The organism is Lactobacillus sp. HMSC08B12, assembly GCF_001808415.1.
In the GTDB taxonomy this organism is placed as follows: Bacteria; Bacillota; Bacilli; order Lactobacillales; family Lactobacillaceae; genus Lactobacillus; species Lactobacillus delbrueckii.
The window spans coordinates 4,267-16,247 of record NZ_KV793107.1; the positions used below are offsets into that span (position 1 = coordinate 4,267).

Below are 11,981 nucleotides of genomic sequence, written 5' to 3' on the forward strand. Positions count from 1 at the left end.
CGGGTGCTTCTCAAATGCATCATCTAGCATAGTCATCACTTGCTTAAGGTCTGGGTCTTTCAAGATATGCGCTTTGTCCAAGCAGAAAACGACCTATTTGCTGGATCTGTCTTAAAGAATATTTTCTTTGACCGTACGCCTTCAAAAGCCGAATTGACCGCATGTGCCAAATTATTAAAGTCTGAAACGCTGGAAGCAGCTGATGCCTCAAAATTATCAACTGGGGAAAAGCGCAGAGTGCTTTTGCTCCGGGGATTGATGTCGAATAGTCATACGCTGATTTTCGATGAACCAACAGCCAACCTCGATGCTAATACTAGCGCTGTTTTCTGGAACATGCTGTTCGATTGGTTCAATCAAGGGCAACGAACAATGATTGTCGTCTCACACACGATTGATGATGCCAGCCTCAACCGTTTCGATACTCAGCTTAACTTCAACGCACTGATCAAATCATAATGAACACGATCAGGCCATAAGAAAAAAGGTGACCCTTATGTTGATTTGGACATTTTTCTAAAACTAAGCAAAACGAATCTTGAAAAAACTCAAGGTCACTAAGTTGAGCTTCAGCAGTTCTCTGCTGTGATTTGAGATACATAAAAAGGCTTCCAGAAGTTTTTCGCTTCTAGAAGCCTTTTTTATTCGTTAAAGTTTTTCCCAGACTCATTTTGTTGCTGCTTATTTTGCTTCTTACAGGCTGGCCAGTTTGTCATAGACCAGGCCCCGCTGGTTTTCATCAATTTCCAGAACCAGGAGGTCACCGGCTAAAAGCTTGGTATTGCCATCAGGGATAATGTCCTTTTGCCCCCGGTGGATGACCCGGACCAAGGTCCGGTCGGGCCAAGCGATGTCCTTGACCCGGTGGTCGGCCAACTGACTGCCCTCATAGATGGAGACGGTCAATTGGTCAGCTTCACCAACGTAGTCATTGTCTTCTTTGGTCTGCATCCGGCCAGCCAGGCTTTCATAGATCGGCACCCCGCCCAGCAGCTCATTGACGATATAAGCCACGACTGAAACTACGGCCAAAGGCATGAGGTGCAGCAGCGACCCAACCATTTCCGCGATCAGCATAATCGCAGTAAATGGTGAGCGGACAATTGCCGCGAAAAGCCCCGCCATGGAAAAAATAATCAGGTTGACGACCAATTTTTGGTCAAGCCAGCCAAGATCAGCCATGAGGTTGCCGTAGACTGCTCCCAGAAGCGCCCCCATGGCCAGGATTGGCAGGAAGATGCCGCCTGGCAGGCCAGAGTCATAGGACACGATTGAGAACGTGATCCGCAAGAGGAAGATCGCGGCCAAAAGGCCAGTCACGTGCAGCTTGTCCAAGCTCAGAATCAACGTGTTGCCGCCGCCTACATAATTCGGGAAGAAGTACATGATCGGCACCAGGATCGCTGCTGGGATGATCCCATGCAGCCAGCGGGGCAGAATGGCGATCTTGGCATAGACCTTGCTGAAATTGAGCAGCCCCCATTGGTAGAGGCGGCCAATGACGCCCAAGAAGATCCCCAGCAGCAGCAAGTGCCAGTATTGCAGGATTGGGAAGGTATGGTTATAGGAAATTGCCAGGACTGGCCTTTGACCAAAAATATTGGATACTACAAAGTTAGCCATGATCGCCCCAGCTAAAGCATTCAGCCATACGCGGGGCGAGAAGTTGTGAAAGACTTCTTCCACGATGAACATGGACCCGCCAATCGGCGCTCCAAAGGCGGCAGACAAGCCGCTGGCCGCCCCAGTTGCCAAAAGGACCCGGGAGTCGGTTTTTGAGGCCTTGAAGCCACGCGCGACTCCTTGGCCTAAGGTTGATCCCAATTGAATTGATGGGCCTTCACGTCCCAGAAAGAGGCCAGAACCGATCGACAAGACGCCCCCAATAAACTTGCGCCAAAAAATCGGCCACCAGTCCAGCTGCAGCTTGCCTTGCAGCTGCAGCTCAACTTCGGGAATCCCAGAGCCGCCAGCATGGGGCTGCTGCTTGACTAAGAAGCCGGCCACGATCACGCTGGCCAGAACGCCCCCGGCTAAGAGCAACAAGAAGGCTGGGTTAGCGTGCGCTGCCTGGTAGCCTTTTTGCCACATGGCCAGGGTCTGCCCGATCAGCCAGCGGAAGCTGCCAACAACAATGCCCGCCACCAGGCCTACGACCAGGGCTTCGAATAATAAGCGCAGGTTGGATTTGCGCGTTTGTCTGTCTTCACTCTCCATATAATTTTCCCCTACCTTTTTTGCATATAAAAAAGCATAACCCTTTTAGGCGGACATGTAAAATCTACTTTATCTCGTCAAGGCTTCATAAGCTTGGCCAGCCGATAGTCATGTTCCAGCATGAGCGTCTTCATCTGCTTCTGCCGGCCGGCTCCGTACTCTTCGACATCCCCATTCACGAAGGAGACCAGGTGGCGGCGCAGATCGATGGCTTCGATATTGTCCGGGTTGACCAGGCAAGACTGGCTGATTTTCTCCAAGAGGGGATTTTCCTTGGCGCACTGGCTGAGGCTGCCAAGGAACTGGGCTTCACCGGCCTGCTTGACGATCAAAAGCTTGTGGGGCGTCAAGGTGGTCGTGATATAGACCAGGTCGGTTAATCTGATGTTTTTGATCTGCCGGCCCACCCGGTAAGAAAAAGTCAGCTGCTTAGCCACAGAATCCTTATGCAGCTGATCCAAAGCCACTTCCACGGTCTCCACGATCCGCCGGCGCTGGGCCACGGGATCCGCGCCTTTGACGATGTAGTCAACCGGCCCCAGCCGGCGGCGGTAGGTGATGATCGACAGGTCGGAATGGCTGGTCAGAAAAATGATCTGGGCCCGGTCGTCCTGCTTTTTGATCAGTTCTGCCAGGTCAAAGCCGTTGTCCACGTCCACTTCCTGGCCCAATTCCACGTCTAAAAAGTAGATGCCGCCATCTGCCGGGTGACTTAAGAGGTATGCCTTGGCGTCTTGGTAATTGCCTTGGCTGGCCAGGTCAAAGCGAATTTTTTCTTCATCTGACAGGATCTGTTCCGCCCGCTTCAAGGTATCGGTGACCTGGGCGATCTGTTCTAGATCGTCATCACAAATAAATACAGGGTAGCTCATATTTCTTCCTCCACATTTTCCGGCAGCAGGGTCAGGCTGAAGTTGAACCAGCCGTTCTCTGGCCCGTAGTCCAGCAGCATTTGTTCATCATGCTGGCTAACGATTTCTTTGACATTGGCCAAGCCAAGGCCAGCGTGCTCTTCTTTTGTCGTGTAGCCCGCCTGGGCCAATTGGTCAGAGTCGGCCACGGGCCCGCCAATCCGGTTTCTGATCATGAATTCAAAGTCACCGCCTTCCTGGTAGTACATGGCCTCCACCCGTCTCTGGCCGCCCAGGGCTTCCAGCTGCTGACTGGCTTCAATGGCGTTGTCAAAAGCAATGCCGATAATCCGCACCAGGTCCAGGAGATTAGTTTGAGGGATCTGGCTGATTTCGGGCTCGCAGCCGAAACTATAGTCAATCTTTTCATTATAGAGCTTGGCCAGCTTGGCGATGGCGATGCTCTTCAGTTCGGGAATCTTGACGTGGTTGACGTCGGGGTATTTGCGCAGGGCCTTTTGGTCAAACTGGCTGCTGGTGTATTTTTCCAGCTCTTCTACCAGGGCCTGGCTTCCCCCTTTTTCCGCACTGACCTTGAGACTGAGCAGGATGTTCTGGTAGTCGTGCTTGAAGCGGCGGAGCTCGTCTTCGTTTCGGTCCAGATAGTCCGCGTATTCCTTCAGCTGCTCATTTTCCTTGACCAGCAATTGCTTTTGCCGGGCCAGGGCTTCCTGCTTCTGCTGGTCTAAAAGCTGACGCTGGATGTGGACGATTTCTCGGTAGATCACCGCCAGAAAAATTGCCTGGAAGATCAAAAGGAAGAAAAAGAGGAGGACTACTTCTGTTGGCTTTTTATCATCAAGAATATAGGCACCAATCGCGCAGCAGACAAAGTAGAGATAAGCCAAGAGACTGACCAGAATGCCGCTGTTAACATCTGTCAGCAGGGAAGTGATCCGCTGGCGCTGCCAGATTAGCAAGGCCAGGGCCGCCAGAGGCAGCAGCAGGTTCATGAAGGCGTCAAAATAGAAGTAGCTTGGCAAAGGCAGGAGGCTGACCAGGACTTTCATGCTGAGCTGGATGACCAGGCTGATGATGCCAAAAAGCAGGCCAGCCCCCAGCAGCTGGCGGAAACGGCCAGCTTTTTTCAGCAAATAGAAGTAGCCACAAAACAGCAGAATCTCCAGCCCTGTTTCGTAAATCAGGCTGCTGTAGGTCTGAAAATTGGATAAAGCCACGGACAACACGGCTTCAAAGGCCAGCAAAAGCAGCCAGTCAAGCTTGCCGTGCTTGATCTGGGCAAACAGGCAGAAGAGCCAGATATCAACCACGGCACTGAAAATCATCACTAGAATTTGTAAAAACAGGGTCATCGGCCGCCTCCCTTCAAAGCTGGCAAGAACGACGAAAAGAGCCTGGCTTCTTTGCCAAACTCTTTGCGGGGGTTAATGCTTCTTACCCTTATGGTGTTTCTTGTGAGAAGAGTGATTTCCATCACCAACTCTACTCCCAATACAGATTAAAGAGAAGCTCTTAGAGTCTTCAAGACCTACTCCACCGGCATTTCCTAATTGCTGTAAGTCCAACACTTGCATGTTTACAAATTCCTCCTGTTTTTATTTTTTCTGCCTGCAACTGACAGCTACAGGCAGGTGGTCATCAATCATTTCCGATATTTTCTCCAATGCAGATAAAGGAATAGTCCTTTCCACTTTTGCTGGCGTAGCTCACGTGCAGTTTGCCGCGGTGCGTGTTTTTTTCTATATCATGGCCAAGGTTTTCGCAAAAGTGCTCCAGGTCTAAAATAAAGTTCATCGTTTACCTCCATAGTAATGACCATCTACGACGCTGCCAATGCAGATAAGGGAAAAGCCTTTATGTTTCTTTTTACTTTTTTCTGCCTTCGCCTCATGGCCAAGGTTTTCGCAAAAGCGCTCCAGGTCTAAAATAAAGTTCATCGTTTGCCTCCTAAAAAAGCCGCCAGTTCTTGGTCTGGACGAGGGGCAGCCAGAGGCTGGCGTCGTTTCGCGCGATTCCCTCCAACAGCAGCAAAACTCCGCTTGCCCCCGCGGCCAGATCCATCGAGCAGCGGTAGCCGCAAGAAGCAGCCACTAAAGTCCCCTCTTCCTTTGGCAGTAAATAATTGTTAAGCAGGCGGATTTTTTCTCCCAGCGCCTTCTTCCGGCCCAAGGCCAGGTCTAGCAGCATTAAGCCGGCATAGCCGGTAAATAAGCCGCCCATGTAGCTGCAGAAGCTGTCCAGCGTTTCCGCTGCTTGAATAATGATTTTCTGATATCTGTCCTCTTTCGGCTCGTCTTGGGCGATTGCCGCCAAGACCAGGGCCAGGCCAGCCGTTCCGTTTGCCAGATAAGGCATCCGTCGGCCATCCTCTGCCAAAAATACATGCTGATCCACTTGCACTAAATCTTTTTCCAGCCAGGCATCCAGCCCGTTTTTGGCTTCTTTTTTAAAACTGTCTTCTTCTAAAAACTTTCCCAGCTTCCATAAGGCAAGAATTGCCCCCAATTGGCCGGTCAGCAAGCCCGCGGTTTGCATTTTCTGATAGCCAGCCGCGATTTCTCTTCCTATTTTAATCAACTCAGCTATTTTCGCCAGACCTTCTTCCTTAGCCAGGGCGATTTTGGCCAAGGCGATTCCCGCGAGGCCAGACCTTAGAGACAAGTCAGCACTGTTTCCTTGGGCTGACCAGATCAACTGCCGGCCCCAGGCCTTGTCCCCTAACTCATAAACGATTCCGCCCAGGCCTGCCTTTCCGGTAAACAAGCCAGCAGCAGTTATTTTCTCTGCTCCTTGCTTTTTCAGCCAGGCCAAAAATTTCTTCTTCTCTGCCAGCTCCCCCCATCTAGCTAAAAGAAGGCCGTAGCCCAAGGCACCGTTGTCGACCGTCAGCCGCTGGTCCAGATCTTCTAAGAGGGGCAGGTCCCCCTTGATCAAGTTCGGACTCTGCCAGTCAGCTTTTATTCCCCGGGAAATATTTCCCCGCAGCTCGTTCAAACCAGTCCAGACTTCCTTTTGCCCATAATCATTTTCTTTCCCTAACAGGGGGCACTTGGGCAAGAGCTTCTGCCGCAAGTTTTCCAAATAGTCCCCTACTTCTTTTGAAAAATACTGGCGCAGATTCAAGTCCTGCATCGGCCAGCTCGCTCTAGCCCGGTTGCTGATCGGCAGGAAAATTGACCGGATGCTTTGGTAGAGGGCGTACAAGTCAGTCTGCTCATAATTTTCAAGAGCCAGGTCACTGAAACCGGCGGTCATGATCCCTGGATCATAGGGCTGGGCCAGTTCCGCGGCGGCTTCAAAGTCGATCAGCTTGACCTCGCCATCTTCCGTAATCATGACATTGTCGGCCTGCAGGTCACCGATAGCGACTCCTTGCGCATGCACGTGGGCCACGGCCTGGCACAGCTTTTCCGCTATCTGCAGGCTTTTAGCCACGTAGGCTGCCCGTTTTTCCGGGTAGAAAGGATAGTTTTCAGCTACATAGTCCCCCAAAGTCTGCCCGGAAACATAATCTTCAACCAAATAGGCGTGAATCCAGGCTTGAAAGTCCTCCTTGCCATCTACCACTTCCGGCACATTTGCCAATTTCTTCAACCAGCCCGCTTCTTTTTGGATCCGGCTGAAGGCATCCTGGCCATGACCATCCAGACCCGCGGCCGGCCGGCCTTCCTTGATCACGTAATTTTTACCATTTTTCTGGGCCAAATAGACACCGCCGCCATTACTTAAGTGGAGGGCCTCCTTGATCTGGTAAGCAGTTAATTTGCTGATCTCTGCTCCTTTAACTTGAAAGTTATCTCTTACTAGTTCAGCTGGCTCTTGCACAAAGTCCGGCTGATAATAATAAGGACAGCGCTGGTCCTCCTGCCAGCTGCCGTCTGGCGCCTGGAGGCAGTAGCATTTTTGCCCGGAAATTTCTTTAACTATTTCCTTGAAGGCGCCGTAGCGGTAGTAAACCGGACTGGCTTGCCAGCGGCGGTCGCTCAAGATATAAGGGCCGGGAGCAAAATCCTTTAACAAAGCCGCTAAGTCAATAACTGTCTGGACGAATTCCCCTTCATCTTCCGGGTAAATGGTGATAAATTTCCCGCTAGCTGCCCGGTCGGCATACTTGGCATTTTTTAACAGCCAAGCCCGTCTTGACCGGGTCACTTTGAAGGACGACAGATGGGCAAAACAGTAATGGCTGACCAAATCCAGCATCCCCTGCTCCTGCCTTAAAGCTACCGACAGGTGAATCTTCCAGCCCTGCTGGGCCAAGGGCCGGGGGCTGAGGCAGCAATGCCAGTCTCCCTGGTAAAAGTTTTGCCAATCTGCTGGCGGGCTGCAGGTAAATTCCTGGTCACTCTTTTCAGTTGTATCCAGCTCATAATAATCGCTGTCTACCTGCAGATAGGGCTGGTAATCTTGTGCTTGATAATCCATTATTTCCTTCACCTGCTTTCCAAAGGCCACAGCTGGTCTTCGACATAGGCCAGATACTTCGGCAGCTGCTTGAGCAATTCTTCATGCCGGCCAGCCGCTTGAACCTGACCTTCATCTAAAAAGTAGATTTTATCGGCATTGGCGATCGTCGACAGACGGTGGGCGATGATGATGACAATCTTTTCCCGGGCAATCCGGTCAACAGCTTGGCTGACCTTGGCTTCTGACTCGGGGTCCAGGTTAGCCGTGGCTTCATCCAGGATCAGGCACGGGGCATCCCGAAAGTAGGCCCGGGCCAGCTGCAGGCGCTGGCTTTGTCCCAAGGACAGCTTCCAGCCGCCCTCCCCCGTTTGGGTGCCCAGGTCCAGTTCCGGCCAAAGATTGGCAACTTGCAGGGCCTGGATCATGTCCGACCGGCTGACGGATTTTTCCAAGCCAAAGAGCAAATTGTCAGCGACTGTACCGGCAAAAATATTGTTGTCCTGGGCAACCACGCTGAAGAGGTCCCGCCAGGCAGGCAAGCTGCAGTTTCTGGCTTCCAGGCCACCTAGCAGGATCTGCCCTTGATAGCCAGCTTCTAAGCGGGTTAAAAGGTTGATCAAGGTCGTCTTTCCAGCTCCGGATGGACCAACCAAAGCTGTTTTCGCCCCTTCTTTAAAGTCCAGGGACAAGTCCCGTAAAATCGGGCTCTGGCTGCCTGGATAGGCAAAAGTCAGGTCGCGGACCTTGAGATCAGCGGCTTTTTTCGGCAGCTCTTGGCCAGGATCAGCTTCATCCGGCTGGGCCAGGATTTCACTGATGGCTTTCAGGGAGCCCCGGGCTTCAGCGTAGCTCATGTAAAAGTTGCCCAAATTATTAATCGGGGAAATGATGCCAAACATGTACATGATAAATGAGCTCAGCATCCCCAAAGACAGGCTGCCATTAGCCAGGCGCTGGCTGCCATAGAGCAGGATCAGGAGAAAACCGGCCAGGGTCAAGACCGTCTGCAGAGGTCCAGTCACGCTGAAAACCGCGTCAGTCTTTCGGGACAGGGCGAACAAGTCCTGCAAGTCGCCGCGGAATTTTTGCAAAACGCCGGCTTGGGCATTGGTCAGCTTGATCAGCTTGATATTGGCCAGGTTTTCATCCAAATCAGCAGATACCCGGCTGAGCTTGGCCTGGTTTTGGTAGGCGAAGTGCTCATTGATTTTTCCTAAAGGAAAGGCGCTGCTGGCGATCAAGGCAAAAGTCAAAACGATAACCAAAGTCATTTTGACATCCAGGCTGAGCAAGATCCCCAGGCTGGCGGCAACCGTCAAAAGGCTGACCAAGGCTGAGGGCAGGACGCTGACGGTAAAGTCCTTGACCACTGAACTGTCGTTTAGGACGTGGCTGAACAGGGAGCCGCGGCTGTTTTCCTTATAGTAGTTCCAAGGCAGGCGGAGGAGTTTTTCCTGCAAAAGCAGGCGCAGGTCTCTGATCCGCTCGTCTCCGGCCAGGCTGAGCAGGTACTGGCTGCCGGCTTCCAAGAGGCTGGAAATGAGCAGGCAGAAGCCGATCTGGCCCAGGCTGCTTGTCCGGGAAAGCATTTTTCCATGATCGATCACTTGCTTTAGCAAGAGAGGAATTTTCAAGGACAAGGCAGTGGCCAGGCAGCTCAGCAGGATCGCCATGATTTGCCGGCGGTCGAGGGAAAACAGGCGGATTTTCCCAGCTTTAATCATTGCCGTGGAAGCAGATGAAGCTGTATCTGTGCTGTCTTCTGCGGTGCCGCTTGGTGCTTTTGCCATCGCGTTCCAGGATTTTTTCCATTTCCAAAATAAAGTTAAACATTGTTTTTGCTCCTCATCTAATCAACTTACAAGGCAATTGTAGGCCAAGGAGCGGGCCGTAAACGAAAGCCGTCAAATTTGCCGCTTTTCGCGTCATTTTCGTCAGATAAAGGGCAAAAGAAAAAGAGCGAAGCTCACGGATGGAGTCTCGCTCTCTAGAGTTATATTCGCTTTTAGTAGTTGGTTACAGTTGCCTGGCCAACGCCGATGATCTTGAATTGGGCAGCTTGGCTGCTCTTCTTGCCAGCAGCTGAGGCAACGACCTTGAAGTTCCCCTTCTTGCCCTTCAGTGACTTGGCTGAGAAGAAGACCTTTTGCTTGTCCTTGGTCAGCTTGGTCTTCTTGACCAGCTTGTTCTTGTAGTAGAACTTCAAAGTGGTCTTCTTCTTGGCATCGGTCGTGAAGGTCAGCCCCTTCTTGGTCCGGTCAGCCTTGAGCAAGGTTGGCTTAGTGGCAGCGTAACTGTCCTTGGCCAATACGTAGGCCTTGGTTACAGCAGCCCCCTTGGCGTTTAAGCCAGTAAGAGTGAAGTCCTTGTAGCCGGTGAACTTAACGGTCGTCTTGAATTGGCCCTTCTTAGTTACCTTGACTGGCTTTAGTGCCTTGGCATTGTAGCTGACGGCAACCTTGCTTGCGCCTTTAGCCTTGCCAGTGATCGTCAATGACTTGGTCTTGGCGTTGTAGCTAGTCTTAACGGCAGTGACGGCTGATTTAGTCGGAGTATAGTTTACAACCGTTACGATATTAGCAGGATCATCATTGTCCGCGGCATTAACTTGCTTTTTACCAATGACTGTCAACATTCCTAAGGCTAAAGCCGCCGTTGAAACTGAAGCTAAAATCTTATTTCTTTTCATGTTTCCCTCCTAAAAAGCATTAATCAACTTACGCGCTCATTATGAAACTCAAGCAGACGACGAATATTTCAAGGCAACTGATCAATACAATGGCTTCTTAAAGGCCAGCGAAGTTAAGAAAGCAAAGCTGCCGACCATCATTTCCAAGAAGGCAGCCAAGACAAGCGACCAGCCGGCCAGCGCGAGCCAGCTGGCAGCCTTGAAGAAGGAAATCACCAAGGCTGAAGCCGTCCAGAAGAAAACAATCTACAAGCTGTCATCTTCCTACCGCCGTGACTACCTGGACTACGCGCTCAGCAACGCGCAAAAGGCACTTTCCGGCAATAAGGGTGAGGTAACTTTTGCCAAATGGCTCCTGGCCAACTCTGAGACATATCTTAATGGGAAAAAGGCCCCAGTCACCAACATCAACAAACTCAGCAAGGCTGAGTACGAACGCGTGCGGAGAATCGTTTCGGATGTAGCGCCAAATGGCTACATGACGACCATTTACTACAAGCGGGCGGATGGCACTTAGCACAGAAAATACAGTGAACTTTGGAACAACAAAAACTGCAAATTCGTTTATGTCAGCATGACGACCAAAGAGAAGAAATTCTTTAAGATCAGCGACTACGCGAAGAACAGCAAGTAATAGTTTACAGATGAAAAGCAGTCAACTTTTTTGAAGCTGACTGCTTTTTGCTCGCTTATTTTTCCTTTAAGCCCGATATTTTGCCAGAATCAAGCGTAGCCACTTTGGTCAAGTTGCTCTTGTACTGATAAAGGCTGCCCTCATCTGAAAGACCGGCATTATATTTTAGAAAGGCATAGTAGTCATCGCCAAGCTTAAACAGGCTCAGCATCGCGATAGCGTGCTTGCTTCTCTTGGCGACCAGCTTAGTTAGCTTGACCCAGTTTTCATCAGAAGAGACCTGTTTGTTTTTCCTCAGTGCTTTCTCGTTTACTGTTAAATAAATATTGTTTTTCTTGTCCGTATGCTCCACAAAAACTTGTGGGTCTACTTCAATTGGCTTAACAAACTTCTTGTTTTGGCTGGACCTGCTTTTTTCGACCTTCCCGTTATCATAGATGGTCGCGAAGCTAGTTCCAGAGTCATCGTCAGCCGTTATTCTAGCTTCCAAAATCGCGCTAGCACTGTTGTCGACGTGCTTTAACAGCAACAATGTCCCAAGTAGCAGAACGACAATTAAGCCAAAAATAGCCAGTAACCTTTTGTGAGATCGAATAAACTCCATAACATGCTCCCTCTATTTTTAACCGCTTTCAGTATGTTTCTGGCAGATTTATTTGTCAACTATATATTTAACAGCCTTTTTATGAAAAGAACAGTATAAGATAGCCATGAACAGTTTTTTATTCTAATTTTGTAATAGCTTTCCTTAATTCATATTCTCTGCATTTTGCTGCACTAGCTATGCAAGCAAAAAGTGAAACTTCTTTGGAAAGTTTGATATGACCCCCGAAATTAGGACACTAATTTCGGGGGTTATTTTCATGACTAAATACACTAAAGAAATCAAACTTGCTATCTACCACGAATGGGTAGACGACCACAGAAGAGGCACCTACCTTAGCCAAAAATATGGGATGGGGCGTGGAGGTATCCATTATTTGGTAGACTTGATCCAAAAGCATGGTGAAGATATTCTGGATCGACCTCAACAGAAATATACTGCTAATTTCAAGCTTGCTGCCATTGATAGAGTTCTGCTAGGCGGTGAAGCACTTAGCCAGGTTTCTCTAGACTTAGGGCTTACAAATACAGGAATTCTTGCAAATTGGCTTCGCTCTTT

General features: G+C 50.2%; 11 protein-coding genes and 1 pseudogene. 3 read left to right on the forward strand and 9 right to left on the reverse strand.

The features are described 5' to 3' along the window. Window positions 1-39 precede the first annotated feature (39 nt). Window positions 40-459, forward strand: a complete 420-nt coding sequence (locus HMPREF3168_RS01120; protein ID WP_035170593.1) for an ATP-binding cassette domain-containing protein — start codon at window positions 40-42, stop codon at window positions 457-459. 234 nt (window positions 460-693) lie between these two features. Here HMPREF3168_RS01120 and HMPREF3168_RS01125 read toward each other — a convergent pair whose 3' ends face one another. The 8 genes from HMPREF3168_RS01125 to HMPREF3168_RS01150 all read right to left on the reverse strand — a co-directional run bounded on the left by HMPREF3168_RS01125 (window position 694) and on the right by HMPREF3168_RS01150 (window position 10,185). After that, entirely contained in the window at window positions 694-2,217 is a 1,524-nt protein-coding gene (locus HMPREF3168_RS01125; protein ID WP_070488044.1) for a ClC family H(+)/Cl(-) exchange transporter, read from the reverse strand. A 77-nt stretch (window positions 2,218-2,294) separates the two neighbouring features. Continuing rightward, a complete protein-coding gene (locus HMPREF3168_RS01130; protein WP_070488046.1) occupies window positions 2,295-3,089 on the reverse strand; it encodes a response regulator in 795 nt (264 codons plus the stop codon). Then, entirely contained in the window at window positions 3,086-4,441 is a 1,356-nt protein-coding gene (locus tag HMPREF3168_RS01135) for a sensor histidine kinase (protein ID WP_070488049.1), read from the reverse strand. Before HMPREF3168_RS01135 ends, HMPREF3168_RS01130 begins: the two co-directional genes overlap by 4 nt. 286 nt (window positions 4,442-4,727) lie before the next feature. Beyond that, a complete protein-coding gene (locus HMPREF3168_RS10235; protein WP_168161982.1) occupies window positions 4,728-4,883 on the reverse strand; it encodes a hypothetical protein in 156 nt (51 codons plus the stop codon). After that, the gene (locus HMPREF3168_RS10240; RefSeq protein WP_155258955.1) at window positions 4,880-5,026 is read right to left on the reverse strand and encodes a hypothetical protein; all 147 of its coding nucleotides are present in this window, start codon (window positions 5,024-5,026) and stop codon (window positions 4,880-4,882) included. The genes HMPREF3168_RS10235 and HMPREF3168_RS10240 overlap by 4 nt, the downstream gene beginning before the upstream one ends. A gap of 10 nt (window positions 5,027-5,036) precedes the next feature. Further along, window positions 5,037-7,514: a class III lanthionine synthetase LanKC gene (gene lanKC / locus HMPREF3168_RS01140; RefSeq protein ID WP_035172407.1), complete on the reverse strand. Its 2,478-nt coding sequence runs from the start codon at window positions 7,512-7,514 to the stop codon at window positions 5,037-5,039. Window positions 7,515-7,522: 8 nt separating this feature from the next. Beyond that, on the reverse strand, window positions 7,523-9,220 hold the full coding sequence (locus HMPREF3168_RS01145; protein ID WP_070488051.1) for an ABC transporter ATP-binding protein: 1,698 nt from the start codon (window positions 9,218-9,220) through the stop codon (window positions 7,523-7,525). A 281-nt stretch (window positions 9,221-9,501) separates the two neighbouring features. Continuing rightward, window positions 9,502-10,185 carry a hypothetical protein gene (locus HMPREF3168_RS01150; protein ID WP_003616407.1) on the reverse strand — a complete coding sequence of 228 codons (684 nt, stop codon included), beginning with the start codon at window positions 10,183-10,185 and terminating at the stop codon, window positions 9,502-9,504. A gap of 199 nt (window positions 10,186-10,384) precedes the next feature. On the opposite strand from HMPREF3168_RS01150, the gene HMPREF3168_RS01155 reads away from it, so the two are divergent. Continuing rightward, window positions 10,385-10,702, forward strand: coding sequence for a hypothetical protein (locus HMPREF3168_RS01155; RefSeq protein ID WP_003616406.1), 318 nt, complete (start codon window positions 10,385-10,387; stop codon window positions 10,700-10,702). Window positions 10,703-10,874: 172 nt separating this feature from the next. Here the strand turns inward: HMPREF3168_RS01155 and HMPREF3168_RS01160 are convergent, their stop codons facing one another. Next, entirely contained in the window at window positions 10,875-11,423 is a 549-nt protein-coding gene (locus HMPREF3168_RS01160) for a hypothetical protein (protein WP_003616405.1), read from the reverse strand. A gap of 259 nt (window positions 11,424-11,682) precedes the next feature. Here HMPREF3168_RS01160 and HMPREF3168_RS01170 point away from each other — a divergent pair. After that, window positions 11,683-11,981 (forward strand): annotated as a pseudogene (locus tag HMPREF3168_RS01170) (IS3 family transposase); the annotation flags it as partial.